Source organism: Rhizorhapis sp., from assembly GCF_035276005.1.
In the GTDB taxonomy this organism is placed as follows: Bacteria; Pseudomonadota; Alphaproteobacteria; order Sphingomonadales; family Sphingomonadaceae; genus Rhizorhapis.
Genome location: NZ_DATEMB010000061.1, coordinates 15,631 through 42,356, shown reverse-complemented (window position 1 = coordinate 42,356; position 26,726 = coordinate 15,631). Strand labels below are relative to the sequence as shown.

The window sequence follows — 26,726 nt, the reverse complement described above, 5'->3', positions numbered from 1 at the left end:
CCCAGTTTACTGACTGGAGGCGATAGCGTCCCTTAATCTAACAATACGGCATCCGACCGCGGCATCCGGATAGATATCGGGCTTCGTACTTTCGACCGCCACAGCGATGACCGGCGGGAAAGCCCAGCACAGCGCCGCCACCCGGTCGCAGAAATGTTCCTGAAGCGCGAATTTCTGCGCGCTGGCCAATTTTCCGATTTCGAGCCGCAGGAAATCATAATCGACCACTTGTGTGATCTCATCCCCCACCGGCCCGTCATATAAGGAAAGCATTTCCACCGTGATGAGCACCGGCTGCGGCCGTTCAAGCTCATGGGCGTGAATGCCAAGGAACATGCCGACCGTGTAATTTTCCAGACGCGTCACATAGGCATGGGCAATATCGACGCCCTGCGGCAGGAAACGGAACAAGAGGCTCATGCTTGCCCGCCCAGAAACATGACGTCGCGGCGTTGATCCATGAAGCGCTGTCCTCCATCCACCCAAATGCATTGTCCGTTGATTGCCGGGCTGTTTAGCAACATCCCTACCGCCGCGGCTACATGCTCGGGCGAAGACACCCGCCCAAGCAAATTATAGGCGGCGACCGATTGGAATTCTGCTTCGCTCTGACCGGCACTCGGCAGGGTTATGCCCGGCGCGACGGCATTTACCCGGCATCGTCCCGCAAACTCCTGGGCCATCAGGGTGGTCGCGCCTGCAAGCGCATAGCGGCTGAGCGAGTAGCTGAAAAAGTCCGGGTTGGGATTGGCCAGTTTCTGGTCGAGAAGGTTGACGATAGCGCCTGTCACGCCTTGCGGCAGCTGCTCCACCAATTGTCTCGCCAGCAGCACCGGAGCCATCAAATTGGTGCGGAAATGCTGTTCCAGGCTGCCCCTGCTTACCGTTCCGGCGCGGTCGAACTCGAAAAGGGAAGCATTATTGATCAAAGCGTAGAGTGGTTCGCCAAGGGCGATCGCTGCACGGTCAATGAGCGTTTCCGCTTCAGCCGGATCGGCAAGATCGGCATCGCACAGCACGGCACGACCTCCAGCGGCCAGCAACTCCGCCTGCAAGGCCTTCGCTGCGGTGGCGGAACGGCGATAGTGGATCACCACGCCATAGCCCTGCGCGGCCAGGGTCCTAGCGATAACGGCTCCGATCCTCTGTGCCGCGCCGGTAACCAGCACATATTTGAGCGGTCTGTCCGCTCCCGTCATGGCTCAGCCCACGCCCATCAGCGCCAGCACTTCCTCGCGGCTTTTCTCATCCTCGCGGAAGACGCCCATCATGCGGCTCGTCTTCATCGTGACGCCCGGAGTCCTGACGCCCCGCGCGGTCATGCAAGCGTGGGTGGCTTCAATGACGACGGCCACACCCTGCGGCTTCAGATAGTCCCAGATGCAGTCCGCCACCTCCGCCGTCAGCCGCTCCTGCACCTGCAGACGGCGCGCGAAAGCGTGAAGAACCCGGGCGAGCTTCGAGATTCCGACCACATGATCGCGGGGCAAATAGGCGATGTGGGCCACGCCGATGATCGGAGCCATATGATGTTCGCAATGCGACTGGAAAGGAATGTCCTTCAACAGGACGATTTCATCATAGCCCCCGACCTCTTCGAACACCCGGTTCAAATGTTGCGCAGGATCTTCGGAATAGCCTTGGCAATATTCCTTCCAGGCACGCGCCACGCGCTTGGGCGTATCCAGCAGGCCCTCCCGCTCAGGATCGTCGCCTGCCCAACGGATCAACGTTCGAACAGCATCCTGAACCTCTCCGGGTACAGGAATTTTCGCTGGCGCTTCAACAATATCGCCATCCTCATCGTTGACTGAATAAGCCAAGGCTGCTGTCCCCTCGTCCGGTCAATCCCATTGCTGAGGAGCCATATGGGGTGCAAAGCCGGAAAAGGCCAGTGCGCGAATGCATTCCTTGCCGATATGATGCGACCAAAAAATACCCGCCGCGAGTGTCCTCACGGCGGGCAGGTCTTTCCTCCCCAGGAAAGTTCGGATGCAGCGGGAGCTATGCTGCGAATTGGTTCATCGTATTATGGATGCCGCCAGCCTTGAGGGCGGCTTCGCCCGCGAAATATTCCTTATGGTCATCGCCGATGTCGGAACCCGACATGTTCTGGTGCTTGACGCAAGCGATGCCCTGGCGGATTTCCTGGCGCTGGACATTGAGGACATAGCCCAGCATCCCGGCCTCGCCGAAATATTCCCGCGCCAGATTGTCGGTCGACAGCGCAGCGGTGTGATAGGTCGGCAGCGTGATGAGGTGGTGAAAAATGCCCGCCCGCTTCGCTGCGTCGCGCTGGAAGGTGCGGATCTTCTCATCGGCCTCGGCGGCCAGATCGGTGCCGTCATAGTCGACGCTCATCAGCTTGGCGCGGTCATAGGCCGACACGTCCTTGCCCTCCGACTGCCAGCGGTCGAACACCTGCTGGCGGAAGTTCAGCGTCCAGTTGAAGGAAGGCGAGTTGTTGTAAACCAGCTTCGCATTGGGAATGACTTGGCGGATGCGATCGACCATGCCCGCAATCTGTTCGATATGCGGCTTCTCGGTCTCGATCCAGAGCAGGTCCGCGCCATTTTGAAGCGAGGTGATGCAGTCGAGCACGCAGCGGTCCTCGCCGGTCCCGGGACGGAACTGGAAAAGGTTGCTCGGCAGGCGCTTCGGGCGCATCAGCTTGCCGCCGCGATTGATGATGACGTCGCCATTGGCCTGGGCAATGTCAGCAATCTCTTCGCAGTCGAGGAAGCTGTTATACTGGTCGCCAATGTCGCCGGGCTCGCGGCTGAAGGCGATCTGCTTGGTAAGGCCAGCACCAAGGGAGTCGGTCCGGGCGACGATGATGCCGTCCTCAACACCCATTTCAAGGAAGGCGTAGCGGCAGGCGCGGATCTTCGCCAGGAAGTCCTCATGGGGCACAGTGACCTTGCCGTCCTGGTGGCCGCACTGCTTTTCGTCCGACACCTGATTTTCGATCTGGAGGGCGCAAGCTCCCGCTTCGATCATCTTCTTGGCGAGCAGGTAAGTCGCTTCCGCATTGCCGAAACCCGCGTCGATATCCGCGATGATGGGGACAACATGGGTTTCGTAATTGTCGATGGCGGTCAGGAGCTGCTTTGCCTTGATCTGATCGCCGGCCTTGCGCGCGGCGTCGAGATCGCGGAACATCATGCCGAGTTCACGGGCGTCGGCTTGCTTGAGGAAGGTGTAAAGCTCCTCGATGAGAGCCGGTACCGACGTCTTCTCATGCATCGACTGGTCGGGCAGCGGACCGAAGTCGCTGCGGAGCGCGGCCACCATCCAGCCGGAGAGATAAAGGTAGCGCTGCTTGGTTGAGCCAAAATGCTTCTTGATGGCAATCATCTTCTGCTGCGCGATGAAGCCGTGCCAGCAACCCAGCGACTGGGTGTAGTTGGCGGGATCGGCATCATAAGCCGCCATGTCCTGGCGCATGATCTTTGCGGTATAGCGGGCAATGTCGAGGCCGGTGCGAAACCGGTTCTGCAACTGCATGCGGGCGGCGGATTCGGCGTCAATACCGTCCCAGGTGCCGTTGAACCCCTTAATAAGCTGGCTGAGATGGGCGATCTGATCGGAATAGCTCACAATATGCTCCTTCGCGTAGACGGACCCGCCGCCCGAGGCCAGGCGGCGGATCGACTTTCCTCCCGGAAATGATTTTGGATCAGGCCAAGCGCCCCAGACGATGATAAAGGGCGCTGTATTTGCTGGATTCAGGCTTATCCTGAACTTCCTTGAGATAATGGGCCACGGCCTGCTTCATCAGCGCGAAGTCTTCCGTGGAGAAGACGGCGCGGGGTCGTTCCTGCTGCTCGGTCATCTTGTTTCTCCTTGCATCTTCGCTGCCGCGTTGTGCGGTGGCGTTGAAAGAGAAATGCGGCCGCGGAGGGATTCGCGCCATCAGTTTTGTAAAAAATTGTGGAGAGATGGTGTTCAAATTCCGCTACGCCTTAGTAATGTTGTAAATTATTTACAAAGAAGAAACAGGATGCTATCCACTTGTCGCGCAAATCTCCTTGTCCCTGCCCAGGCAGGGGGCCCGCTTCTCTCCCTAAGCTTTGAGAGAAAAGCGGGGGGCCGCTGCCACTGCAAGAGCGACGGATCTCCAATCAGTTAAGTGCCGGAACCAAAAAATGGCCGATCAGAAACTCTTCGCCGGACATGCCGTAAAGCGCCTTCGCCGCAGGGCTTCGATGACGCAGATCGCACTGGCCGACGCGCTGGACATCTCCCCCAGCTACCTGAACCTCATCGAGCGCAATCAAAGGCCCTTGAGCGCGGCCCTGATGCTGCGGCTGGCGGAGCGTTTCGATTTTGATCCCCGTACGCTGACGGACGATGTGCCGGGCGGAGGCATAGACGGGCTTCGCCGCCGCCTCGCCGATCCCATCTTCGCCGATCTTCAGATCGATCGCACCGAAATTGAGGAATGGCTGGCGGCCGCGCCGGGCGGAGCAGAAGCCTTTGCGCGCCTGTTCGACCGCATGGCGGAAGGCGGGACGCCATCGAAAGGCACTGGCGAAACGGGGCCAGTCACGCTGGTGCGCAAGGAGATCGAACGCTGGCGCAACCATTTTGCTGACCTCGACGCCCAGGCCGAAGCACTCGCGGACGAATTGCGCCTTGGGGCTGGCGACCTCTATGGCGCGATTGCCGAACGCCTGCGCATCAAGCATCAGCTTGCCATCCGCATCCTGCCCGCCGAAGTCATGCCGGACCGGCTGCGGCGGCTGGACCTGCACGCGCGGCAATTGCAGCTCTCCGAGATGCTCGACCCGGCATCGCGGACATTCCAGGCCGCCTTCCTCCTTGGACAGATTGAAGCTCGAGAGGAAATCGAGGCGCTCGTCGGTGGCGCGGGCTTTGCCGAACGGACGGCAGAGCGGTTCTTCCGCCGGCATCTGACCAGCTATTTCGCCGCGGCGATCATGATGCCTTATGCCCGTTTTCTCCGGGCTTGCGAGGCAAGCGGCTATGACCTCTTTCTGCTTCAGCGCCGCTTTGGCGCAGGCTTTGAACAACTCGCGCACCGTCTGACCACGCTCCAGCGCGTGGGCGCGCGCGGGCTGCCCTTCTTCATGTTGCGCATCGACCGGGCGGGGCAGGTATCGAAACGCTATGCCGGCGCATCGGGCGCGGAACTCGCAGAGGCGGAAGGACGCTGCCCGCTTTGGGCAATCCATGCAGCCTTTGAGCGGCCCGGCGAAATTCGCAGGCAATTGGTCGAGCTTGAGAGCGGAGAACGCTGGTTCACCCTGTCGCGAACAGTGCAAGGCCATGGATTTGGAGCGGGCATCAATGCCATGTTCGCCATTGGCCTGGGCCTGAAGGCAAATCTTGCCTCCCCGTTGGTCGATGCGAGCGGCCTTGACCTTGAATCCGGCAGGGCGATGCCCATCGGCCTTGGTTGTCCCGCATGTACCCGTTCCGCCTGCCCGCAACGGTCTTCTCCGCCCAGGGGCCGGACCTTGACCTTCAGCGAGCGCGAACGGGGTTTGAGCCCGTTTGAATTTGTGACCGGCTGACCGGCCGATGTCCATTACCGGCCGGTCAATTCCTGGATAGAGATCAGCGATGGGGCTGATGCACGACCCTGAAATAGGGCTTCACTGTCGTCCAGCCTTCGGGAAACCGCTCGCGCGCTTCCTCATTGCTGACCGCCGGCACGATGATGACGTCTTCGCCTTCCTTCCAGTTCACGGGCGTCGCAACCTTATGCTCGGCCGTCAGTTGGCAGGAATCGAGCAGACGCAGGACTTCATCGAAATTGCGTCCCGAACTCATGGGATAGACCAGCATCGCCTTGATGAGCTTGTCCGGGCCGATCAGGAACACGGTTCTGACGGTCTGGTTATTGGCTGCAGTGCGCCCCTCCGACGTCGTGCCTGCATCAGCGGGCAGCATGTCATAGAGCTTTGCGACAGCAAGGTCATGATCGCCGATCAGCGGATAATCGACATGCCCGCCGGTGGCTTCTTCAATATCATTGAGCCAGACGCGATGGTCGGTGACCGGGTCCACCGAAAGGCCGATCACCTTGCAATTGCGCTTTTCAAATTCCGGTTGCAGCTTCGCCAGATATCCAAGCTCGGTCGTACAGACCGGCGTAAAGTCCTTTGGGTGCGAAAACAGGACGCACCATGAGTCGCCCAGCCAATCATGGAAATTGATGGGACCGTGCGTTGTCTCCGCATGAAAATCGGGAGCAACGTCGCCAATGCGCAGGGCCATAGCACCTCTCCTTCAATGCTCCGGGAAGGAATGGAGATTAACATGAGTCGCGCTTTCGTGCCATCCTGACCTCATGGTTTGCTCCAGTGCGCCTTTCGGCTTGCGTGAGAGGCGCCTCTTCCCAATATCGGCCCGATGACCGATTTTTCCGTTCTCGATCTCGTACCGGTGACGGAGGGCAGCAATGTTTCCGCTGCCCTCGCCAACGCCGCCGATCTTGCCCGTCATGTCGAGGCGCTGGGCTACAAGCGCTATTGGGTGGCGGAACATCATGGCATGCCCGGGATCGGCAGCTCAGCAACATCGCTGGTGATCGCGCAGGCCGGAGCGGCCACGTCCACTATCCGCATCGGAGCGGGCGGCGTCATGCTGCCCAACCACGCGCCGCTGGTCATCGCCGAACAGTTCGGCACGCTGGCAGCGCTGTACCCCGGCCGCGTCGATCTGGGGCTTGGCCGGGCACCCGGATCCGATCAGCGGGTCGCCATGGCGCTGCGCCGCAATCTTCAAACCGATCCCAACCAGTTTCCACGCGATGTGATGGAACTGCAGGCCTATTTCGCCGACGATCCCAAGCTTGGCATCACTGCCGTTCCGGGCGCCGGAGAGGAAGTGGAAATCTGGATACTGGGCTCAAGCCTTTTCGGCGCGCATCTGGCGGCGCTGCTTGGCCTGCCCTATGCCTTCGCTTCGCATTTTGCTGCCGACGCGCTGGATGAGGCGATCGCGCTCTATCGAGAGAAATTCCGGCCTTCGCCGCAGCTCGACAGGCCCCGCGTCATGTTGGGCTACGGCATATTCGCCGCGGAAAGCGAAGAGGAGGCGCATCATCTCGCCTCCTCCTGGCAGCAGGCAATGGTAGCGCTCCGCACAGGGAGGCCCGGTAAACTGCCCCCGCCGGTGTCGGGCTATTATGACAGCCTTGCTCCCCATGCGCGGCAAATCACCGATGGCCTCCTGCGCTGCGCCTCCATCGGGACGCGCGAAACAGTCCAGAAGGACCTGCGAAATTTCATCGGCCAGACCGGCGCCGACGAAATCATCATTACCTGCCAGATGTTCGACCATGAGGCGCGCAAACGATCCTACAGCATTGCGATGGAAGCGGTGAGCGCGCTTCATGGGAGCCCGGCAGGCGGTTAACTTTTGCCCTGCCCGCCGTGCCGAACCGGAACAGCCAAAATAGCCGTCTGGCACATTCCGCTTGATTGGCTAACAGTCCGTCAAACAGGGCAGGACAATGGCAGGCAGGATTCGCAGGATCATGGCAACGGCGGGAACCAAGCCGCTTCTGGCTGCGATACCGCTCGCTCTGCTCCTGTCCGTGACGGGGCTGCCCGGCCATTCTCCTGAAGCGCCAAAGAGCAGGCCGCGCCCGGCGGCAGCCTTGCCGGTCGAGAAAGCCTCTGTGGTGACAAAACCCGTTCCGCTGGATGATCCCTTCATCGTCAAGCGTGTGCTGAATATCGAGGGTCCGTTCACCCATGGCAGCTATGTCTGGGACGACAAGGATGTACCCGCGGGGCCGGTCGTCATCACCATCGATCTCAAGGCCCAGACGCTGTCGGTCTTTCGGGGCGGCTATGAAATCGGTGCGGCCGTGATTCTATATGGCGCAGATGATAAGCCGACACCGCTCGGCACATTTCCAATATTGGAAAAGGACGCCGATCATGTGTCCAACCTCTATGACGCGCCCATGCCCTATATGTTGCGTCTGACCAATGACGGTGTGGCGATCCACGGCAGCGATGTGGAATGGGGATCGGCGACCCATGGTTGCATTGGCGTTCCTGCGGAATTCGCCGCGCTGCTGTTTGAACAGGCCCAGCCCGGCGACCGCGTGATCATCACCGCTGGAAAGATGATGGCGGTGGGCCAGGGTGGAGCATCCCCCGCCGTTACGCCCAGATAGTCGTAACGGCGGAAGCCGCCTGGCAAAAGTTAGAACTGGGCCTTCACGGTCAGGCCATAGGTGCGCGGATCGCCAAGCTGACCAACGATCAGGCCAGTGCTTCCTGACTGCTGCGCGAGCAGTTCATAATATTTCTCGGCGAAGGCATTTTTCACCCAGCCGTAAATGTCCCATTTGCCCTCGACGCGGAAGCCCGCGCGGAAGTTGGTCAAGGCGTAGCCCTTGACGTCCATATAGGCCGAACGCGACGGGTTGGACGAGAATTTGGAGCGGTAACTGCCCTCGACCCCGGCATAAACCTCTCCGTCAAGGCCGAGCAGCTTGGCCGGAATATTATATTCCGCGCCGTAGGAGAAAGCCCATTTAGATATGCCGGGCAGCCACTGGCCCGAAATGTCGCAACTGGCAGGGCTGAGACCGCCTGGCGTGCCGGCGGGACTGGGCGTCTGACCGGCCGCCACGGTCGTGCCACCGGACAGCTCGGGCGGGCAAGGAGCGCCGGTGAACTTCACATATTCATGGTCGGTAAAAGTGCCGCTCGCATAGGCATTGAAGCGATCGGAGGGACGGAACGCCAGATCGGCCTCAATACCGCGCACGCGCACCTTGTCTGCGTTCGCGAGATAGCCGCGAACCGTGCTGATGGCTCCGCTGTTCACCAGCGCCTGATAGTCGGATATTTCGGTCCAGAAGCCCGCCAGATTGAACGTCGCTCTCCGGTCCAGCAATGTGGTCTTGAGGCCCACCTCATAATGATTCACATCCTCCGGCTTGACCGTCGTGACGCTGAGGATCGGATTGTTGCTGGAATCGAGCGGCAGGCCGGAAAGATTGATACCGCCGGACTTGAAGCTCTTCGCATAGGTTGCATAGGCAAGAATATCGTCCGTGACCTGATAGGAAATGGTGAAGTCACCCGAGACATTCCAGTCGCTGAACTTCGGGTCATAGCTTTGCGGCGGCAGCGTGGCGCACTGGTCGCGCACGACGCTGCTGGTGGGCGTGGGGTTGCAGATGACCAGATTGCCCGCGCCATCCGTCACCGTCGCAACATAACGGCCCGACTTCTTGTCATAATTGACCCGCAGGCCCGGCTGAAGCGTCAGCCGGTCAGTGACCTTCCAGCTAAGCTGGCCGAAAGCGGCGATGCTGGTGGTCTTGAGATGAATGTCATTTTCCGAGCGCAACCCGTCCAGAACAGCGGGATTGCTGGCATTGGCGCTGGTGGGATTGAGCAGCCAACGGCTCGCCGCCGCGCCCTGTTCCTGCGCGCCCGTCGTGTGCTGCTTTTGATGATAGGCAAAGAGGCCTAGCACATAGTCGAAGCGATTGCCCTCAACGGCGTAGCGGAATTCCTGCGAATATTGATTTTGTTTCGACGGGTTCGCCGAAACGGTGGTGATCGGAAGGCCGGTAAAGTCACGGTCGTTCGAAGGGCCCCAATTCCAGAAGCGCCACGCCGAAACAGAGGTCAGGGTGCCCGGCCCCAACTGCCATTCGGCGCGGAGCGATACGCCCCCAATCTCCTGAAAGGCATCCAGCGACGTATCAAGATCAGTCACGCGGTCAAAGGCGTTGGTGCTGGGCGGCGCATAATTGAAGGCGGCGGCCAGGGCAGCGAACTGCCGGTTGAGGGGGCGCTGGGTGGAACCGGTGCGAACGAAGATCTGCGCGCAGCATTCCGGATCCTGGCGGTTATAGTCCGCAGACAGCGTGACATCGAGCGCCTCGGTCGGCCGCCACAGCAGCACGCCGCGCAGCCCGAGATTGTCCTGCTCGTTCACCCGATTCTGCGTCGTGACATTGTAGATCGTGCCGCGCCGGTCGGTCGAGGAGGCGGCAAGACGGATTGCCAGCTTGTCCTCTATGAGCGGTCCCGAAATCGATGCCTTGGCCTGGACATAGCCAAGATTGCCGACCGAAACCTCCGCCCGGCCTTCAAATTCGAAGCTGGGCTTGCGCGTCGTGATATTGATCGCGCCAGCGGTCGTGTTCTTGCCATAGAGCGTGCCCTGCGGTCCTCGCAGCACCTCGACCTGTTCCACGTCCAGGAAGTCGAAGGTCGCTGCTGCGATGCGGCTGTTATAGACCTGATCGATATAGACGCCGACACCCTGCTCGATCCCGTCATTGGTGAGCCCGAAGGGAGCGCCAAGGCCGCGGATGTTCGCCGCCGAATTGCGCGGGTTGGTGGAATAGAACTGCAATGAAGGCTGAAGCTGCGTCAGCCGCGCCACATTGAAGCTGCCGGTGGATTCCAGCGTCTTTGAATCGACCACCGAAATGGCGACCGGCACATCCTGAATGTCCTCGGCTCGCCGCCGCGCCATGACGATGATGCTATCGCTCTGCGACGCGCCATCGGCCGCCGCTACATCGTCGGCAGCAAAGGCATGGGGTGAGAGCGCGGCCGCAGAAGCTGTGGCCAGCCACAGAAAACGTCTGATCATAAATTCCCCTTTGGGTTGGATCATGACGCCTCCGGTCGACCGGTCAGCTTGTCATCAATGTCTTGGGATAAAATCGCGCCTCCATCTGCCTGGTCGGCGCTTTGCAGTTGGCGGTCCGGGACATGCCGGAAGGCCGGAAATTTTTTGGACCGGGACGTTACCGGCCAATCAAGTCAAGCGGGACGCAGCCGCTTCTTCTCAGTCACGTCGATCTGAACCACCCGATCCTCATGGATGGTGAGGGAAATAGTGCCGTAACGCAGGCTCATCAGCGCGTCGCGCACGCTTCGCAAGCTTTCCTCCACATGTAGCTGCTTATCGGGACCAGCCACCCGTCCGTTGTTTACCACCATCATCAGCCTCCATTGGCAAAAGCCATGACGCGGGACAGGCGAACGCCCACCCGTCTGCCCGGAATGGGCGCGTCGCCCTGCGAGGACAGATCGACCTCCACTGGACGAGCGACGCCGGTGAAGTGCCCCTCCACCCTCCAATTTCCGCCCTTGCGGTACACGTTGGTAACCAGCAGGGGCAGGCTGCCGGCACCATTATCGTCACAGATCACCGCATCATGCGGGCGGAAATGCAGATCGACCTTGCCCTCTGGCAGGCGGTCCATCGGCACCTCAATGGCACGGTCGAAGAACATGGCTTTCCCGCCTGATACGGAAACGGGCACGCAATTGGTCTCACCCACAAAGTCGGAGACAAAGGCGCTGCGCGGGGCCATGTAGATTTCCTCGGGCGTGCCGGTCTGCTCGATAACGCCATGGTCCATGACGACAACGCGGTCCGCAAGCTCCAGCGCCTCTTCCTGGTCATGGGTCACAAAGATGGAGGTAAGCCCCATCTGTTCGTGCAATTCGCGCAGCCAGCGGCGCAAATCCTTGCGCACCTTCGCGTCCAGCGCGCCGAAAGGTTCGTCGAGCAGCAACAGCTTGGGCGCAACCGCGAGCGCGCGGGCAAGCGCCACGCGCTGCCGCTGACCACCGGAAAGCTGCGCCGGATAGCGATCGCCCACTTGACCAAGCTGCACCAGTTCCAGCAGCTCCTGGGCGCGCGCCTTTATATCCGCTTTGGCAGGACGCAGGCGGCGCTTGCGCACGGAAAGGCCGAAGGCGACATTCTCCGCGACCGTCATATGCTTGAAAAGCGCATAATGCTGAAACACAAAGCCCACATGCCGGTCAGCAACGCGAAGGCCCGTCACATCCTCCCCATCGAAGGTCACATGACCGGTATCCGGGAATTCCAGGCCCGCAATGATGCGGAGCAGGGTCGTCTTGCCTGAACCGGAAGGGCCCAACAGCGCCAGGAACTCACCATCCCGCACCTCAAGACTGACATTGCGGAGCGCGGAAAATGTTCCGAAATCCTTGCTGATATCCTCAAGCTTAATCAATGCCCCGCACTCCCGCGCTGATAGTCGAACCGCCATTCAAGCACGCTTTTCACGACCAGCGTCACCAGCGCCAGCATGGCCAGCAGCGAGGCGACGGCGAAGGCGCCGACAAAATTATATTCATTGTAGAGAATCTCGACATGCAACGGCATGGTGTTGGTCAGGCCGCGAATGTGTCCCGAAACCACCGATACCGCGCCGAATTCCCCCATGGCCCGCGCATTGCAAAGCAGCACGCCATAGAGCAGGCCCCAGCGCACATTGGGCAAGGTCACATGCCAAAAGGTCTGCCAGCCCGAGGCTCCGAGCGAGATCGCCGCTTCCTCATCATCCCGCCCCTGCTCCTGCATCAGCGGAATGAGTTCCCGTGCGACGAAGGGAAAGGTGATGAAGATCGTCGCAATCACGATACCCGGCACGGCGAAGATGATCTGCACATCATGCTCGGCAAGCCAGGCGCCGAACCAGCCATGCGCACCGAACAGCAGCACGAAGATCAGACCCGAAACAACCGGGGAAACCGAGAAAGGCAGGTCGATGAAGGTGATGAGCAGGCTCTTGCCGGGAAAATCGAACTTGGTGATTGCCCATGAAGCGGCGAGGCCGAAGATCACATTGGCAGGCACGCTGATCGCGGCGACGATCAGGGTCAACTGGATTGCAGACCAGGCATCCGGTTCCACCAGCGCCTGGGCATAGGCCAGGAAGCCCTGCTTCAACGCTTCGGCAAAGACGGCCACCAGAGGCAGCAGAATGAAAAGACCGATAAAGGCGAGCGCAATGCCGATCAGCGCAAGCTGAGCGGGCTTTGTCTCCTGAAGCGCGAAGTTCATTGGCCGGACATCCTGCGGCGGCTCCAATATTGAAGCAGGTTAATGAACAGGAGCACGGCAAAGGAAGCGATCAGCATGACGGTCGCAATGGCCGTGGCGCCTGCATAAGCAAATTGTTCAAGCTGCGTCACAATCAGCAGCGGAGCGATTTCGGACACATAGGGCATGTTGCCCGCGATGAAGATCACTGATCCATATTCGCCCACGCCCCGCGCGAAGGCCATGGCGCAGCCCGTAATCAGCGCTGGCGAGATCGCGGGCAGGATCACGCGGCTGAAAGTCTGTATCCTGGTGGCGCCGAGAGTCGCGGCAGCCTCCTCAACATCCTTCCCGAGGTCAGAGAGCACCGGCTCCACCGTCCGCACGACGAAGGGCAGACCAATGAAGATCAGCGCCACGACCACGCCGAGCGGGGTGAAGGCAACCTTGATCCCAAGCGGATCCAGATATTGTCCGATCCAGCCGTTGGGAGCGTAAAGTGCGGTGAGCGCAATGCCTGCAACAGCCGTCGGCAGGGCGAAGGGCAGATCGATGAATGCATTGATCACGCGCTTCCCCGGAAAATCATAGCGCACCAGCACCCAGGCGATGAGCAGCCCGAAGACTGCATTGACAGCCGCCGCTGCGGCCGCCGCACCAAAGCTCAGCCGATAGGCCGCCAGCGCCCGTTCCGAAAGGCCGACCGCAACGAAGTCGGTCCAGCCCATTCCCGCCGCGCGAATGAAGACTGCGCTCAGCGGAATAAGAACGATCAGGGAAAGCCAGACAATGCTGAATCCAAAGGTAAGGCCGAAGCCGGGGATGACCGACTTGCGCCGACGGCTTGCCGTTTTGGGAGGGGCTTGGCTGATCTGCAGTTGTCTGCTCAATGCTACGTCCATTTGGGCGCCTCTAACGCTTCGTCGCGGCGAATATCTTGTCGAATATGCCGCCGTCGTCGAAGAATCGGGCCTGCGCGGCTTTCCAGCCCCCAAAGTCCTTGTCAATAGTGACGAGGTTCAGCTTGGGGAACACGGCGGCATACTTTTCAGCTACCTTGGGGTCGCGCGGGCGATAGAAATTCCGGGCGATGATCGTTTGACCTTCGGGCGTGTAGAGGAAGCGGAGATAGGCTTCCGCTGCCTTTTCAGCCCCATGCTTCTTCGCATTGGCATCCACGACCGCAACCGGGGGCTCGGCCAGGATGGAGATGGAGGGCGCGACGATCTCGAACTTCCCGGCGCCGAGTTGCTTTTCCGCGAGAAAGGCTTCATTCTCCCAAGCGAGAAGAACGTCGCCGATGCCGCGCTCCACAAAGGTGGTCGTAGCCCCGCGCGCGCCGCTATCCAGCACCGGAACCTGCGAGAAAAGCTTGGTCACATAGGCTTCGGCCGCAGCATCGGAGCCGCCCTTGTGCTTGCCATAGGCCCAGGCGGCGAGGAAGTTCCAGCGCGCACCGCCGCTGGTCTTCGGATTGGGCGTGATCACTTGGACGCCAGGCCTCACAAGGTCGCCCCAATCCTTGATCTTCTTGGGATTGCCCTTGCGCACCAGGAACACGATGGTCGAGGTATAGGGGGCGCTGTTGTCGGGCAGCCGGGCCTGCCAGTTTGCCGGAAGCAGCTTTGCCCGCTCGGCAATGGCTTCAATGTCATAGGCCAGCGCCAAGGTTACAACGTCGGCTTCCAACCCGTCGATAACGGCGCGCGATTGCTTGCCCGAACCACCGTGGCTCATGTTGAAATCGATCGCCTGCCCGGTTTCGCTTTCCCATTTCTTGGCAAAGGCGGCGTTGACTTCCTTGTAGAGCTCACGCGTCGGGTCATAGGACACGTTCATCAGCGTCAGCGTCTTGCCGTCCTTCCCGGCTTCGCCCGAGCATGCGGGAAGTGCCAGCAGGCCCGCAAAAGCAGCGGCCGACAGGATGAATGTGCGTTTTTTCATTGCTTCCCCCTTCTCTGTAATGTCCCTGGTCTATCTCTACTAAAACGATAGACAAGAAAGCTAATTTTGTAACGCAAAAAGAAACTTTATGCAGTCCGCCCGGCGTCCCATTGAAAGGATGCCGGGCGGCTCTGGCAATAACACCGAAATATGTCAAAGGCTGTTGCCCGGAAAGCGGACGACCTTATCCTCCACTGCGTGCGTCCGGACCATGCTTTCCGCGGACTGGCGCGGGTGCAACGGTTCGGCTTCGCTGGCAATGGCGACCAACTGGTTTAGCAGATATTGGCCATATTCCCATTCACCCAGGCGGGATTCGGCGTTGATATGCCCCACCTCGCCCGCATCAACGCAATGGCTGCCCCAGAATTTCGCCAACGTATGCGCGCGCGTGAAGGAGATATAGGGGTCATTCCGGCTGGCGGCGACAATCGAGGGAAAGGGTAGCAATCCCTTGGGCGCAGGACCAAAGGCGGTCAGCCGTCCGTCAAGCGTCGCCGTGTCCACATCCGGAGGCGCCACCAGCAAGGCTCCTGCAACAGGGTGGCCAAAGGGTGGCCGCTCAAGCGCAGCCCACCATGCCACGGCGAGACAGCCAAGACTGTGCGCGGCCAGGATGACAGGACGGTCCGCCTGCCGAATGGCGGCATTCAGCTTGTTCACCCAGGTGTTGCGATGCGGACGATCCCACATGCCCAGATCGACACGTTCGCAATCATTGCGAACCGCTTCCCAGATGGTCTGCCAGTGGCCGGGTCCGGAATTGTTCAGGCCCGGCACCGTCAAGATCAGGGGATTATGCCGCTCGAACGCCGAATAGGATGCCATGACACTTCTCCTGAAGGGGGCGAATCGCCCATTTCATGGCCTCAATTTATTTCTACTCTTTCAGTTGACAAGAGAATGTTGTCCAAATGTGGCGCAAATGCGGCAATCTGTTACGGCAGCGTCGTAAGCTCCAGCCGGTCCACGGGATCCGCCAGGGTAATGCCATCCAGAATGGCGGCGGTTTCGTCGCGCACCTTCAGCATGATCTGGTGCAACTTGCACTCTTCTTCCGGCACGCAGTTCTCGCATCTTTCATGTGCGAAGCGGCTGGCACAGGGGACCAGCGCCAGGGATCCCCTGGTAATCCTTATGATGTCGCCGTACCGGATATCGACGGGCGGCAGCAGCAGCCAATAGCCCCCATCGCGTCCGCGCTGCGTACCCACCAGCCCTTCGCGCGACATTTCGGAAAGAATGACGGTCAGGAACTTGGCGGGAATATTCTGCGCTTCCGCTATTTCCTTGAGTTGGACAGGGCCCCGCCCATAGCGATCAGCGAGATATTGCAGCGCCCGGAGCGCGTATCGGGTCCTTTGGGAGAGCATATCTCGATTATTATGGTAGATAATGGCAATGTCATGGCAGGGCGCCCGGAATTTTAGGGCTCGGCAGGAGACAAACCCACGTCGTCCCAGCGCAGGCAGGGACGACGGGAATCTGGCAGCAAAATTCCAAGGGCCGAAATTGGCCGCTGGACTAAAAAACCTTGCTCAGTCCAATCGATCCGTACGCCCGCGCCTTGCGCCCCTCCTGAAAAGTCGCGCCAGCTCCTAGCTGAAGGTCCATATTCGGCGCTACAGAGGCGGCCACAAAGGCGCCCGCCATTGTCTTCGAATAGGTAGGATTGCCGGTGATCCCGCCTTCAACTCCAAGCCGGTATTTCTGCCCGCCCAATTTCCTTCCAAGCTGGGCCCTCGCCTCATAGGCTCCGTCAAATGGCCCGACAGAGGCGATCCAGCCAAGCCGCCAGGCAGGGCCGTCGAAGGCGCCGTCCGTCTGCAATCCCACGTCCCAGCGGGAACCCTGCCGCTTGTTGCCCGGATCATCAGGCGAAAGGTCGGTGTAGGTATAGCGGGGTCCCGCCGCGACATTCGCCCATCCCCAGGGTCCCGAGATTTGATAGACCAGCGCCGCCTCTGCCCCGGCATAGCTGGCATCGATCTCTGTCGCGCCATCATAATGATAGGTGCCCCCATTGACGCTGCCCCGCAACGCCAGCCCCTTGCCAAGGCGCGCGCCGGGAAGCGCCTTGATCGCGCCGCCATAGGCCGAGATCGTATCGCTCACAGTGCCGCCTGCGAACCAGACGCCAGTGGGCGTGTCGGCTTGCGCCCGAACGGGCTGAACGCTCGCCAGGGACAAGCCAGCGGCAAGGGCCACTTTGGCAAGTTGCATCAGTTTGCGGTCCATGCGGGTTCCCTATGGAATAAGGCCGGGATGTCGCGGCTGTCCGCAAGCACGGCCATTTGAAGCGGCGAACCGCCGATGCTGTACTGGCGATAACCTGCAAGCTGCAGATCGCTCGCGGCGCAATGACCATCCACCCGAAGTTTCAAGTGCGAAGTGGCGGGCAGATTTGCATAGGAAAGCACGCGATATATCCCATCTTCATTGCGGACCAGGCAAACCGCTCCAGCCTTACCTTCAATCGCGAGATGCCCCATTTCCCACGTCTCTTCAATAGCTTGACTGTTCCGGCCGGCGAAAGGCCAGAGCGATCGCCATGGCCTGCGGCGGGTTTCGGCCCAGCCGTTCACATCCCATTGCAGCGCGTTGCCATAGAGGCATGCGTTGAGAGCATCGGCCGCGGCAGGATTTGGCCAGTCGAATTGCAACCCCAATATCTCGTTCTGGCCAGACGCTTTGGCAAAGCGGCGCATGACCTTCGCCCGGAAGGAGATTGGTCCTGCAGGAAGGATGAGTTCACCCTCCACCACATCGCCCTGGCTGTGACCCCGGCGGATGTCCAGGCTCATGCCGAGCGAGGACACATCCCGCGCAATGCAATAGCGCGATTTGGCGCGGCCGGACCCGTCGCGGCTGGTCACCCGCGCGATCAGCGGGACAGGGAAGCGATGCTCGGAACGCCTCTGCGACAGTCTGCCCGTGGCGAAGCGAAGCGCCTTGATCGCCAGCACCGAGCTGATCGCCACCCAGAAAATATTGGCGACGAAAGCGCCGTCGGGCATGTAATGATGCTCATGGAAGCGATAGGCACCGATCAGCATGGAGAGGATGCCGCCCACCGCCACCAGCATCTGCGGCCAAAGGCTGATGGGCAGGCGCAGGTCCCCCTGAAGCCCCTTGGGCGTGACCGAGAACTGCCATTTGATCGGCAGGATCAGCGCCAGTGTCGCCTTGATGAAGGTGGCGAAGCGAAGAAAATTATATTCCTCGGTCCAGACCGTCTTGGCATAGCCCCGGCTGAAGATCTCGTTGACTACCATGCCGGAAAGCAGCCAGGTCGCGAAGACCAGGAGGAACTGCCAGCCTGTCCAGATGATCGGCATGGAGCCGGTCGCGAGCACGAGGATAGGCAATATATAGACGATCGCCTTCTGCCACCCTTCGAAATAGGTGATGGTGGAGGTGAGGTAAGCGATGCGCTGCGGAAGCGTCAGGCGGCCCCGGAAGAGTATCCCTTCTTTTGCCCAGACCTGCATGGCCCCGCGGCCCCAGCGGAGGCGCTGGGTCGAATATTGCTCCAGGTTCGCAGGCGAAAGACCAAAGGCGAGCGCTTCGGCATGATAGACCGCAGACCAGCCGTTTTTATGAAGCCGGAGCGAGGTGTGCATGTCCTCAGTGATGGTGCCGGTCGCAAAGCCGCCAATATCCTCCAGCGCCTCGCGTCTGATAACGGCGCAACTGCCGCAGAAGAAGGTGGCATTCCACCGGTCCTTGCCAGGCTGGATCGCACGGTAGAACAAGGTCTGTTCATGCCAGGCTTCTTTCGAGCCCGCAGAGCCGCGGTGCTGGAACGAGTCCACATTGTAGAAATCCTGCGGTGTCTGAACGAAGGACACGGAAGGGTCCATGAAATAGCCGAGAGTGCGCTCAAGAAAGTCAGGCGAAGGCGCATGATCGCAGTCGAAGATCGCGACAAAGGGCGCATCTGACAGAGTGAGGGCATTGTTGAGGTTCCCGGCCTTGGCATGGGACCGGTCCTGCCGCGCGACATATTTGACCTGAAGCTCGCGGGCGAGCGCCTCCATTTCCGGGCGGCAGCCGTCGTCGAGCAGCCAGATGGCGCGGGCATGCGATACCTGCTTTGCGGCAAGCAGCGTGCAGCGCAGGATATCGACCGATTCATTCCACGTCGTGATGAAGATATCCGCCTCATAGCCCGCAGGCGGTGGAGGGGCTTGCCTTTCCACCAGCGTCCATGTCGAGAAGACATGCAGGACCAGCGTGAAGACGCCAAACAACTCCGCAAGGAGCAGAAGGCTCGCCAATATGGGCGCTTCCGGATTCCACAAGGGCAGCCGGTAGGCGAAATAGAATATAGAGGTGGCGAGAAATGTCCCGAAGGCCACCACGCCAAGGGGTTTCACACGGTGCAGCTTGATGACCCCCGCGCCCGCCAGTCTGGCGGCGCGACGGTCCCACTGCCACGCGCTGCTGCGCGGAGCTTGGTACACGCTCTTGCCTTTCGGAAGTTTGATCCAGAGGGCAGTGTCGCAAACAATGGTTAATATTGGATTAGGTGCAGAAGGTGATCTGCTCCTTCCGTCGTCCCTGCGCAGGCAGGGACCCCGCTTTTTTGCTTTATGGTGCCGAGGAAATGAGCGGGGCCCCCGCCTTCGCAGGAGCGGCGTCGTATATAGCCGTCAGCTAAGCCGCGCGGTTTTGCAGCGCTTTCTGCCGCCTTCTTTGGACCGACGAGCCAATCCCCATGGCCTCGCGATATTTGGCCACGGTGCGCCGGGCAATATCGAAGCCCTTTTCGCGGAGCATTTCGACCAGCGTATCGTCCGACAGGATTTTCCTTGGGTCCTCGGCGGCGATCATGGCCTTGATCTGGCTTTTGACTGCTTCAGCGGACACTGCCTCTCCACCATCGCTGCTCTGGATGCCGCTGGTGAAGAAATATTTGAGTTCATATAGCCCGCGCGCGCACGACAGATATTTGTTGCTGGTGACGCGACTCACCGTCGATTCATGCATCTCGATGGCCTCCGCCACCATGCGCAGGGTAAGCGGCTTCAGATGGGCAACGCCGTGGCGGAAGAAATCCTCCTGCTGCTTCACGATCTCGCTTGCCACCTTGATGATCGTGCGCTGCCGCTGGTCCAGCGCCTTGATCAGCCAGTTGGCGCTCGCCAGGCAATCGGCGAGCCAGGCTTTCGAATTCCTGTCATGCTGACCGTGCGCCAGCTCCACATAATAGCTGCGGTTGACCAGCAGGCGCGGCAGGGTCGCGCTGTTGATCTCTATTCCCCAGCCATCGCCGCGTTCGACCACGAAAATATCGGGTACAACCGCCTGGCTGACATCAGCGCCGAATTTGAGGCCGGGCTTTGGATCATAGCTGCGAAGCTCGCGGATCATGTCCGCGAAATCCTCCTCATCGACGCCGCAAATGCGCTTCAACTGCGGCAGCGCGCCGCGCCCAAGCAGCTCTAGATTATCAATGAGGCGCGCCATGGCCGGATCATAGCGGTCGGCCTCCTTCGCCTGCAGCGCAATACATTCGGCGAGGTTGCGTGCCCCCACGCCAGTGGGATCGAAGGTCTGGACGACCGCCAGCACCCCTTCCACTTCATTCAGCGGAACATTGAGGCGATAGGCGGTCTCAAGAAGATTGGCCTCCAGATAGCCGGCCTCGTCGATCTGGCCGATGAGCTGCGTCGCAATCACCATCTGCTGGCCGGTGAGTGCCGATCCAGCCTGCGCCAGAAGATGTTCGTGCAGCGATACGTCCGGCGCAGAAAAGCTATCGAAATCCGGCCCTTCCTCGCCAAAACCGCCCCCGCCATAATCGCCCATGTCCAGCCCGCCGCCCCGTTCAGCGGCCGCCGCCGCAGTGTCGGAGGTGCCGTCGTCGCTGAAGGCGGAGCTGTCATATTCGACATCGAGCGGATTTTCCGTGTCGCCATGGCCGCCCTCCAGCAAAAGGTCCGTCGACGCATTGTCGGGAAGGTCCGGACGATTCTCCGAAGGATCGGCGGGCGCTGGGGCTGCCTCCATCTCCGGGCCGGCATCCCCTGCCTCGAGCAGCGGGTTCTTTTCCAGTTCCTCGGCAATATAGGCTTCGATTTCCAGATTCGACAGCGCAAGCAGGCGAATGGCCTGCTGCAACTGCGGCGTCATCACCAGCGACTGGCTCTGCCGCAGGTCGAGACGCGGAGCCAGCGCCATCAGTCTCGGTCCCGCTTTGGCAGGCGCGCCTTACAAGCCGCAAAAGCCGTTCGGGCTGAGCCTGTCGAAGCCCCCCTACTCATTCTACAGCTCGAAGCCCTCGCCCAAATAGAGGCGGCGGACATCCTCATTGGCGACCAGTGCCTGCGGGCTGCCCGCAAACAGCACCTTTCCGTCATAGATGATGCAGGCGCGGTCCACGATGTCGAGCGTTTCCCGGACATTGTGGTCGGTAATGAGCACTCCGATTCCCCGCTCCTTCAGTTGGCAGACAAGATCGCGAATGTCGGCGATCGAAATCGGATCGATGCCGGCAAATGGTTCGTCGAGCAGCATGATGGAGGGACTGGCCGCCAGCGCCCGGGCAATCTCGCAGCGACGCCGCTCACCGCCGGAAAGAGCCATGGCTGAGGCCGAACGAAGCCGTGTTAGGCCGAATTCGCCCAGAAGCTCTTCCAGCCGTTCATCGCGTGCCGTCTTGTCCGGTTCGGCAAGCTCAAGCACCGCCATGATGTTCTGCTCTACCGTCATGCCCCTGAAAATGGAGGTTTCCTGCGGCAGATAGCCAAGGCCCAATATCGCCCGCCGGTACATGGGCAGCGGCGTTATATCGTCGCCGTCCAGAAGGATGCGCCCTGAATCGGGCTTCACCAGCCCCATGATGGAATAAAAACAGGTCGTCTTGCCAGCGCCATTGGGTCCAAGCAGTCCCACCACTTCGCCCTTCGCCACTGACAGCGAAACATCGGTAAGGACCGCGCGCTTGTCATAGCTTTTGGCGATCGACACGACGGAAAGGCCGCTGGTCTGCGCCTCTGCGGTCAAAGCGGCGTCGGGCCGGTCGATGATGCCGATGTCGTTCATTCTTGGTCCTTGTTCGTCACCTAGCTGGCATGAAGGCCATTAACCATGCGTAAACAAGAGGCAGCTCTAGCCGATTTGGCAAGCTTTGTGCATGGGGAAAGCGGCTGGCGGTGAAAAACTTTGCGGGCCGGGGGAAAATCGGGCTGACTTGTGGAAGAGTTACGGCGACAAGGATCATTGCTTCAGGCCGTTCGATGACCGGGTTCAGCCCTGCTCCTCAACCCAATGCCGCAGGAGCCAATGTGCCACGGCCATGGGCGGGGGCGCACGGAATGGCGCGTCCGCTTCCCCTGCCAGCGCAGCGCGGACGCCTGCAAGGTCCACCCATTTGGCATCCTCCAGCTCGGTCAGGTCGAGCGTAAGGGCCGGGTCGTCGGTCCGGCCGATGCAGGCGATCATCAGGGAAGACGGGAATGGCCAGGGCTGGCTCATCACATAGCGGACGCTATGGGTCCGGATGCCCGCCTCTTCCCACAATTCCCGTGCGACCGCTTCCTCGATGGTCTCGCCGGGCTCCACAAAGCCCGCCAGAGCGGAGTAACGGCCGGGCGGGAATCTTTCCTGCCGCCCAACCAGGATTTTTCCTTCATGCTCGGCCAGCATGATGGTGACCGGATCGACGCGCGGGAAATGTTCCGCGCCGCAGCTTGGGCACAGGCGGGACCATCCGCCCTTGGCTACCCCAGTCGGTGCGCCGCAATTGGCGCAGAAGCCATGCCGCTTGTGCCAGTCGACGAGACTGCGGGCGCAGCCATAGAGCGCAAGCGCCTGGGGCTGTAACAGGGGCGCGATTTCCCACACCTTTGGGGCAAAGGCTCCGCCGTGAGGAATATCGCCCGCTATCTCGACGAAAGCCGGGCCCTCCTGATCGACGCCAAGGAGGATGAAATTGCCCAGGTCCTGTCCAGGCGGGAGAACGGTCCATGCAAGACCGTCCTCCTCGCCCAAAACCGGGTCCAGCCGATCCAGCACAAGCAGCCGGGCGCGCGGATCGGCAAAGGATTCAGCGAGTCTTTGAGCATTGGTGCGGATCTGGTCCGCCCGGTCCAGAACGCCGCCGGCAAAGCCCAGGACCGGCGTTCCGGTCATTTGAGATCCTTGTACACAGCTTGAGGTACGGCTTCCTGGAACTTCCGGTTTTCGGGCGCAATGAAATTCGCATAGCCGCCGCCCCGCACCTTCCGAACTGTGTCCGCCCAGGCGACGGTGCCAGCCGCGCCGGCCCACCCAAAGAAGCCCTTGAACACACCGTTCAATCCGACGCGCCCGCCTGCGCCAAAGCCCCAGCCGGCACCCATTTCCTGGTCAAGGCTGACTCCCTCCGGCAGCAGATTGGACATGCCCAGAGTGGCGGCCTGGGGCGACATGATCTGTGTTTTGCCAAGCGCCCCCCGCCCCACCAGCATGGCGAGGAAGCGGTCATAGTCCCGCGCTGTAGATACAAGGCCAGCCCCGCCGAAGGGAAAGGCGGGTTCGTCCAGATAGATGGAGTCGGCGCCCTGATCGACCGGCTTCAACTCGGTGCCGATCATTGCATAATTGGTGGCAAGTTCGGCTTTGCGCGCCTGCGGGACGCGGAAAAAGGTGCTGGTCATGTTCAGCGGCTCGAACATCCGTTTTGCAAGGAACCCGTCCAACGCCATGCCGCTCGCCAGCTCTATAATCCGGCCCAGCAGGTCGAGGCTTACCGAATAGATCCATTTGGTGCCGGGCTCTGCCGCCAGCGGCACGGTCGCCAGCCGGTCGGCAAACGCCTCCAGGCTCGGCGCTAGCGGCACGGGCGGAGCGAGAATAAGGTCATCGCCAAAATCTTGCCGGGATATCTGCGCTGGAATGAGGCCCAGGCGAAGATATTCCGCCTTGAGGGCATCCGGGACGGAGAAATGATAGCCGAGCCCCGAACTGTGGGTCAGCAGATGCCGGATCGTCATGACATTCTTCGCTGGCTGCGACTCCAGCCCCTTGGCCGGATCGACCAGTACCCGCACCTTGGCGAAGGCCGGGATGAAGTCGGCGACCGGCTGGTCCAGCTTCAGCTTGCCCTCATCGATCAGGATCATCGCGGCCATGCCGGTGACGGGCTTGGTCATGGAGTAAATACGCCAGAGCGTGTTTTCATCCGTCTCTGCGGCGCTATCGAAAGCGAGCGTTCCGGCGGTCACATAATCGGGTTCCTCAGCGCCCCGGCCAATCGAAACCACGCCTCCCGGAAAGCTCTTCCGGTCCAGATAATTCATGATCAGCGAGAGGGAGGCCGGATAGGGGAGCAGGTCCTGCATCCCGGCCGGCTGTGCGCCAGCGATCCCCGGTAGCGCCCCCGCAAGACCGAGCGCCAGCCCGCCCCTTAGAACGTGGCGGCGGTCAAACACTATCCGCTGGGTAGCGAGCGGCATCAGGCATCTCCTCTCTTATGGCCTTGGCGGCCTTGGCGAAAAGCGTCGGCAGCCCTGCCGCCTCAATCCCTTCGATTGGCCACCATTCCCCAGCTTGATCCGTCATGCAATCCCTTTCCACCTGCAGCCACTCTATTTGAATTGTCAGGGAAAAATGGGTGAAAACATGAGAGACGGAGGCATTGAGCCGGGTCCAGTCTCCAGCGACGGGCGGCAGATAATGGGGTTCCGCCGTTACCCAGTCGGAGGTCGGCAGCGCCCGCATTCCGCCCAGCAGTCCCTTGCCCGGCCGCCGTACCAGCCAGACATGATCACCGTCCTGCAGCCACCAGACATATCCCCGCTTGGCAGGCCGCGCCTTCTTCAGCGGCTTGACCGGATAGGCAGCGGGATCCGTCTTGCCCCGACAATCTTCCGTGAGAGGACAAAGGGAACAGAGCGGATTGCGGACCGTGCAGATAGTGGCGCCCAGGTCCATCATCGCTTGAGCGAAATCTCCTGCCCGGACATCTGGTGTGATCCGATCGGCCGCAGCGCGAATCTCCGCACGGCCCTGGGGTAAGGGTGTGCCGATGGCAAAAACCCTCGCCACCACCCGCTCCACATTGGCATCCACGACAACGGCGCGCGCGCCAAAGGCAATCGCGGCAATGGCGGCGGCGGTATAGGCTCCCACCCCCGGCAATTTCAGCAATTCCGCCTCGCTGCCGGGGAAGCGCCCGCCGTGGTCCGCCGCTACCTTCCGCGCGCAGGCCAACAGGTTGCGCGCGCGGGCATAATAGCCAAGCCCGGCCCAGGCAGCCATCAACTCGCTATCATCGGCACCGGCAAGCGCCATGGCATCGGGCCAGCGCGCCGTGAATTTCTCGAAATAGGGCTTCACCGCCGCCACGGTTGTCTGTTGCAGCATGATTTCAGAGAGCCATACGCGATAAGGATCGGGGGCATTGCTTCCCGGCATGGCGCGCCAGGGAAGGTTGCGGGCGTGCCGGTCATAATGAGCGAGAAGTTTCGAAGCGATATTGTCCATTGATTTGGCCGGGCCGAGCTTGGCAAAGCCCCTTTCTTTCAAAGGCAGGAAAGCCCTTTGACAGGCTCAAGGCAAACAGTTCCAGAATACGCAATCAATTGAATCATCGACCAGCATCCCTCCGCTATGCCATGAAGGGCATCATGACGAAACGCCCCGGAAAGAATCAGGAGGAGGAAGAGCGCCCGCGCGGTGGGCCCGCCCGCAATATAGCCGATATCGTACCCAATATCGGCCGCGCCGCCTTTCGCCGCTTCGGATTCGTCCAGAGCAGCATCGTCACTCGCTGGGGCGACATTGTCGGCAGCAAATATGCTGAGGTTTCCGCCCCGGAATCCATCCGCTTCCCCGTCGGGCAGAAATCCAGCGGGACACTCAACCTGATCGTCGCCAGCGGCTTCGCTCCGATGATGCAGCATGTCCTGCCGGAAATCGTCGAGCGGGTGAATCGCTTTTTCGGCTATAACGCAGTCGCCAAGGTGGCGATGAAGCAGGGCATGATCGAACGCCGCGACGCCGAGCGACGCCCGCCGCCAAAGATGCTGAAGCCCATCCCCATGGAGATGGGCGAAGGGCTGCGCGAGATCGGCGATCCTGAGCTTCGTTCGGTGCTCGAATCCCTGGCGCAGGGGCTGGCCAATTCCAGCGGCCCGCCCAGGGTCGGGTAATGGGAGGTTTCCTACCTATGCTCATCGCCGCTACAAAATCAGGACCTTGCATAAATCACATTGCCCTTCGCCGTCGTCCCTGCGCAGGCAGGGACGGCGAGGAAAGATACAGTTAGAGAGTCAAATGAAACCACTACATCTTGCCGCCCTCGGCCTCGCTCTCGCCACGGCGCCTGCTATTGCGGAGAAGGTGGATTGGACAAAGCGAACGTCCCTCTCGACCATCGGCGGATATATCCAGGGCAATCCTGACGCGAAAACCAGGCTTGTCGAATATATCAGCTACACCTGCAGCCATTGCGCAGATTTCACCAACACCGCCGAAGCGCCGCTGAAAGTGAACTGGATTTCGAGGGGCACGCTTAATGTGGAGATCCGCAATGCCGTGCGTGACCGCTACGACTTGACTGCGGCCCTGCTCGCGCGCTGCGGGGGACCGACGAAATTCTTCGGCAATCATCATACCCTTTTCGCCAATTACGACGCCTGGATGAAGCAGGTGCAGACCTATGACTCAAAGGAACGCCCGGCAGCGACGATCGATGCCGCGATGGAGGATATCGCTTCGAGCACAGGCCTTTACGCCCTGATGCAGAAGCGCGGCTTTACCGGGGCGCAGCTCAAGGCCTGCCTTGCCGACCGCGCCTCCCGCGAAAAGGTTCTGGCGATGACCCAGGACGCCTGGGAAGGCGCCAAGATCGGCGGGACGCCGAGCTTTGCGGTGAATGGCCGGCTGCTGCCGGACGTACATGAATGGAAGGCGCTGGAAGCCGCATTGCCGCCCGCCCGCAACTGAAGTAAATGCATCGCGCAGAA

General features: G+C 60.7%; 26 protein-coding genes. 5 read left to right on the top strand and 21 right to left on the bottom strand.

Annotated features, from left to right (window positions below; genetic code table 11):
• Nucleotides 1–6: 6 nt before the first annotated feature.
• The 5 genes from VJS46_RS13860 to VJS46_RS13840 form a co-directional block, all read right to left on the bottom strand.
• Nucleotides 7–420 (bottom strand): dihydroneopterin aldolase, encoded by a 414-nt coding sequence (locus tag VJS46_RS13860; RefSeq protein WP_324060656.1) that lies wholly within the window; start codon nucleotides 418–420, stop codon nucleotides 7–9.
• The gene (locus VJS46_RS13855; protein WP_324060655.1) at nucleotides 417–1,199 is read right to left on the bottom strand and encodes an SDR family oxidoreductase; all 783 of its coding nucleotides are present in this window, start codon (nucleotides 1,197–1,199) and stop codon (nucleotides 417–419) included. Before VJS46_RS13855 ends, VJS46_RS13860 begins: the two co-directional genes overlap by 4 nt.
• A gap of 3 nt (nucleotides 1,200–1,202) precedes the next feature.
• Complete coding sequence (gene folE, locus VJS46_RS13850; RefSeq protein WP_324060654.1) at nucleotides 1,203–1,823, bottom strand: GTP cyclohydrolase I FolE; 621 nt, start codon at nucleotides 1,821–1,823, stop codon at nucleotides 1,203–1,205.
• 181 nt (nucleotides 1,824–2,004) lie between these two features.
• A complete protein-coding gene (locus VJS46_RS13845) occupies nucleotides 2,005–3,600 on the bottom strand; it encodes an isocitrate lyase (protein WP_324060653.1) in 1,596 nt (531 codons plus the stop codon).
• A gap of 79 nt (nucleotides 3,601–3,679) precedes the next feature.
• Nucleotides 3,680–3,952: a hypothetical protein gene (locus VJS46_RS13840; protein WP_324060726.1), complete on the bottom strand. Its 273-nt coding sequence runs from the start codon at nucleotides 3,950–3,952 to the stop codon at nucleotides 3,680–3,682.
• 196 nt (nucleotides 3,953–4,148) lie between these two features.
• Between VJS46_RS13840 and VJS46_RS13835 the strand changes: the two genes are divergently transcribed.
• Nucleotides 4,149–5,540 (top strand): helix-turn-helix domain-containing protein, encoded by a 1,392-nt coding sequence (locus VJS46_RS13835; protein WP_324060652.1) that lies wholly within the window; start codon nucleotides 4,149–4,151, stop codon nucleotides 5,538–5,540.
• Nucleotides 5,541–5,583: 43 nt separating this feature from the next.
• Here the strand turns inward: VJS46_RS13835 and VJS46_RS13830 are convergent, their stop codons facing one another.
• Nucleotides 5,584–6,246, bottom strand: coding sequence for a peroxiredoxin (locus tag VJS46_RS13830; protein ID WP_324060651.1), 663 nt, complete (start codon nucleotides 6,244–6,246; stop codon nucleotides 5,584–5,586).
• A gap of 135 nt (nucleotides 6,247–6,381) precedes the next feature.
• Here VJS46_RS13830 and VJS46_RS13825 point away from each other — a divergent pair, with 135 nt between their 5' ends.
• Both VJS46_RS13825 and VJS46_RS13820 read left to right on the top strand, forming a co-directional pair.
• Nucleotides 6,382–7,389: an LLM class flavin-dependent oxidoreductase gene (locus VJS46_RS13825; protein WP_324060650.1), complete on the top strand. Its 1,008-nt coding sequence runs from the start codon at nucleotides 6,382–6,384 to the stop codon at nucleotides 7,387–7,389.
• 97 nt (nucleotides 7,390–7,486) lie between these two features.
• Nucleotides 7,487–8,161: a L,D-transpeptidase family protein gene (locus VJS46_RS13820; protein ID WP_324060649.1), complete on the top strand. Its 675-nt coding sequence runs from the start codon at nucleotides 7,487–7,489 to the stop codon at nucleotides 8,159–8,161.
• Nucleotides 8,162–8,190: 29 nt separating this feature from the next.
• Here the strand turns inward: VJS46_RS13820 and VJS46_RS13815 are convergent, their stop codons facing one another.
• From VJS46_RS13815 to VJS46_RS13745, 15 genes are all read right to left on the bottom strand, one after another.
• Nucleotides 8,191–10,611, bottom strand: a complete 2,421-nt coding sequence (locus VJS46_RS13815) for a TonB-dependent receptor (protein ID WP_324060648.1) — start codon at nucleotides 10,609–10,611, stop codon at nucleotides 8,191–8,193.
• A 173-nt stretch (nucleotides 10,612–10,784) separates the two neighbouring features.
• A complete protein-coding gene (locus VJS46_RS13810) occupies nucleotides 10,785–10,967 on the bottom strand; it encodes a YezD family protein (RefSeq protein ID WP_324060647.1) in 183 nt (60 codons plus the stop codon).
• Complete coding sequence (locus VJS46_RS13805; protein WP_324060646.1) at nucleotides 10,967–12,013, bottom strand: sulfate/molybdate ABC transporter ATP-binding protein; 1,047 nt, start codon at nucleotides 12,011–12,013, stop codon at nucleotides 10,967–10,969. The genes VJS46_RS13810 and VJS46_RS13805 overlap by 1 nt, the downstream gene beginning before the upstream one ends.
• The gene (cysW, locus tag VJS46_RS13800) at nucleotides 12,010–12,846 is read right to left on the bottom strand and encodes a sulfate ABC transporter permease subunit CysW (RefSeq protein ID WP_324060645.1); all 837 of its coding nucleotides are present in this window, start codon (nucleotides 12,844–12,846) and stop codon (nucleotides 12,010–12,012) included. Before cysW ends, VJS46_RS13805 begins: the two co-directional genes overlap by 4 nt.
• Nucleotides 12,843–13,715: a sulfate ABC transporter permease subunit CysT gene (cysT, locus tag VJS46_RS13795; RefSeq protein WP_324060644.1), complete on the bottom strand. Its 873-nt coding sequence runs from the start codon at nucleotides 13,713–13,715 to the stop codon at nucleotides 12,843–12,845. Before cysT ends, cysW begins: the two co-directional genes overlap by 4 nt.
• Before the next feature lie 22 nt (nucleotides 13,716–13,737).
• Nucleotides 13,738–14,769: a sulfate ABC transporter substrate-binding protein gene (locus VJS46_RS13790; protein WP_324060643.1), complete on the bottom strand. Its 1,032-nt coding sequence runs from the start codon at nucleotides 14,767–14,769 to the stop codon at nucleotides 13,738–13,740.
• A 153-nt stretch (nucleotides 14,770–14,922) separates the two neighbouring features.
• Nucleotides 14,923–15,597: an alpha/beta hydrolase gene (locus VJS46_RS13785; RefSeq protein ID WP_324060642.1), complete on the bottom strand. Its 675-nt coding sequence runs from the start codon at nucleotides 15,595–15,597 to the stop codon at nucleotides 14,923–14,925.
• A 110-nt stretch (nucleotides 15,598–15,707) separates the two neighbouring features.
• Nucleotides 15,708–16,142, bottom strand: a complete 435-nt coding sequence (locus tag VJS46_RS13780) for an Rrf2 family transcriptional regulator (RefSeq protein ID WP_324060641.1) — start codon at nucleotides 16,140–16,142, stop codon at nucleotides 15,708–15,710.
• Between the two features lie 151 nt (nucleotides 16,143–16,293).
• Nucleotides 16,294–17,007 (bottom strand): cellulose biosynthesis protein BcsS, encoded by a 714-nt coding sequence (bcsS, locus tag VJS46_RS13775; RefSeq protein ID WP_324060640.1) that lies wholly within the window; start codon nucleotides 17,005–17,007, stop codon nucleotides 16,294–16,296.
• Complete coding sequence (locus VJS46_RS13770) at nucleotides 16,992–19,235, bottom strand: glycosyltransferase (RefSeq protein WP_324060639.1); 2,244 nt, start codon at nucleotides 19,233–19,235, stop codon at nucleotides 16,992–16,994. Before VJS46_RS13770 ends, bcsS begins: the two co-directional genes overlap by 16 nt.
• Before the next feature lie 193 nt (nucleotides 19,236–19,428).
• The gene (gene rpoN / locus VJS46_RS13765) at nucleotides 19,429–20,955 is read right to left on the bottom strand and encodes an RNA polymerase factor sigma-54 (protein WP_324060638.1); all 1,527 of its coding nucleotides are present in this window, start codon (nucleotides 20,953–20,955) and stop codon (nucleotides 19,429–19,431) included.
• Between the two features lie 84 nt (nucleotides 20,956–21,039).
• A complete protein-coding gene (lptB, locus tag VJS46_RS13760) occupies nucleotides 21,040–21,819 on the bottom strand; it encodes an LPS export ABC transporter ATP-binding protein (protein ID WP_324060637.1) in 780 nt (259 codons plus the stop codon).
• A 204-nt stretch (nucleotides 21,820–22,023) separates the two neighbouring features.
• The gene (gene nudC / locus VJS46_RS13755; RefSeq protein WP_324060636.1) at nucleotides 22,024–22,908 is read right to left on the bottom strand and encodes an NAD(+) diphosphatase; all 885 of its coding nucleotides are present in this window, start codon (nucleotides 22,906–22,908) and stop codon (nucleotides 22,024–22,026) included.
• The gene (locus VJS46_RS13750; protein ID WP_324060635.1) at nucleotides 22,905–24,212 is read right to left on the bottom strand and encodes a serine hydrolase domain-containing protein; all 1,308 of its coding nucleotides are present in this window, start codon (nucleotides 24,210–24,212) and stop codon (nucleotides 22,905–22,907) included. Before VJS46_RS13750 ends, nudC begins: the two co-directional genes overlap by 4 nt.
• Entirely contained in the window at nucleotides 24,181–25,242 is a 1,062-nt protein-coding gene (locus VJS46_RS13745; protein WP_324060634.1) for an A/G-specific adenine glycosylase, read from the bottom strand. The genes VJS46_RS13750 and VJS46_RS13745 overlap by 32 nt, the downstream gene beginning before the upstream one ends.
• A 143-nt stretch (nucleotides 25,243–25,385) precedes the next feature.
• Here VJS46_RS13745 and VJS46_RS13740 point away from each other — a divergent pair, with 143 nt between their 5' ends.
• Entirely contained in the window at nucleotides 25,386–25,910 is a 525-nt protein-coding gene (locus VJS46_RS13740; protein ID WP_324060633.1) for a DUF721 domain-containing protein, read from the top strand.
• A 124-nt stretch (nucleotides 25,911–26,034) separates the two neighbouring features.
• The gene (locus tag VJS46_RS13735; RefSeq protein ID WP_324060632.1) at nucleotides 26,035–26,706 is read left to right on the top strand and encodes a DsbA family protein; all 672 of its coding nucleotides are present in this window, start codon (nucleotides 26,035–26,037) and stop codon (nucleotides 26,704–26,706) included.
• The last annotated feature ends 20 nt before the right edge of the window (nucleotides 26,707–26,726 follow it).

What these genes read in the sequence shown, in the direction of transcription:
- VJS46_RS13860 (WP_324060656.1), bottom strand. Translation starts at nt 420, where the DNA reads ATGAGCCTCTTGTTCCGTTTCCTGCCGCAGGGCGTCGATATTGCCCAT.
- VJS46_RS13855 (WP_324060655.1), bottom strand. Translation starts at nt 1,199, where the DNA reads ATGACGGGAGCGGACAGACCGCTCAAATATGTGCTGGTTACCGGCGCG.
- VJS46_RS13835 (WP_324060652.1), top strand. Translation starts at nt 4,149, where the DNA reads ATGGCCGATCAGAAACTCTTCGCCGGACATGCCGTAAAGCGCCTTCGC.
- VJS46_RS13830 (WP_324060651.1), bottom strand. Translation starts at nt 6,246, where the DNA reads ATGGCCCTGCGCATTGGCGACGTTGCTCCCGATTTTCATGCGGAGACA.
- VJS46_RS13825 (WP_324060650.1), top strand. Translation starts at nt 6,382, where the DNA reads ATGACCGATTTTTCCGTTCTCGATCTCGTACCGGTGACGGAGGGCAGC.
- VJS46_RS13820 (WP_324060649.1), top strand. Translation starts at nt 7,487, where the DNA reads ATGGCAGGCAGGATTCGCAGGATCATGGCAACGGCGGGAACCAAGCCG.
- VJS46_RS13815 (WP_324060648.1), bottom strand. Translation starts at nt 10,611, where the DNA reads ATGATCAGACGTTTTCTGTGGCTGGCCACAGCTTCTGCGGCCGCGCTC.
- VJS46_RS13810 (WP_324060647.1), bottom strand. Translation starts at nt 10,967, where the DNA reads ATGATGGTGGTAAACAACGGACGGGTGGCTGGTCCCGATAAGCAGCTA.
- cysW (WP_324060645.1), bottom strand. Translation starts at nt 12,846, where the DNA reads ATGAACTTCGCGCTTCAGGAGACAAAGCCCGCTCAGCTTGCGCTGATC.
- VJS46_RS13790 (WP_324060643.1), bottom strand. Translation starts at nt 14,769, where the DNA reads ATGAAAAAACGCACATTCATCCTGTCGGCCGCTGCTTTTGCGGGCCTG.
- VJS46_RS13785 (WP_324060642.1), bottom strand. Translation starts at nt 15,597, where the DNA reads ATGGCATCCTATTCGGCGTTCGAGCGGCATAATCCCCTGATCTTGACG.
- VJS46_RS13780 (WP_324060641.1), bottom strand. Translation starts at nt 16,142, where the DNA reads ATGCTCTCCCAAAGGACCCGATACGCGCTCCGGGCGCTGCAATATCTC.
- bcsS (WP_324060640.1), bottom strand. Translation starts at nt 17,007, where the DNA reads ATGGACCGCAAACTGATGCAACTTGCCAAAGTGGCCCTTGCCGCTGGC.
- rpoN (WP_324060638.1), bottom strand. Translation starts at nt 20,955, where the DNA reads ATGGCGCTGGCTCCGCGTCTCGACCTGCGGCAGAGCCAGTCGCTGGTG.
- lptB (WP_324060637.1), bottom strand. Translation starts at nt 21,819, where the DNA reads ATGAACGACATCGGCATCATCGACCGGCCCGACGCCGCTTTGACCGCA.
- nudC (WP_324060636.1), bottom strand. Translation starts at nt 22,908, where the DNA reads ATGACCGGAACGCCGGTCCTGGGCTTTGCCGGCGGCGTTCTGGACCGG.
- VJS46_RS13750 (WP_324060635.1), bottom strand. Translation starts at nt 24,212, where the DNA reads ATGCCGCTCGCTACCCAGCGGATAGTGTTTGACCGCCGCCACGTTCTA.
- VJS46_RS13745 (WP_324060634.1), bottom strand. Translation starts at nt 25,242, where the DNA reads ATGGACAATATCGCTTCGAAACTTCTCGCTCATTATGACCGGCACGCC.
- VJS46_RS13740 (WP_324060633.1), top strand. Translation starts at nt 25,386, where the DNA reads ATGACGAAACGCCCCGGAAAGAATCAGGAGGAGGAAGAGCGCCCGCGC.
- VJS46_RS13735 (WP_324060632.1), top strand. Translation starts at nt 26,035, where the DNA reads ATGAAACCACTACATCTTGCCGCCCTCGGCCTCGCTCTCGCCACGGCG.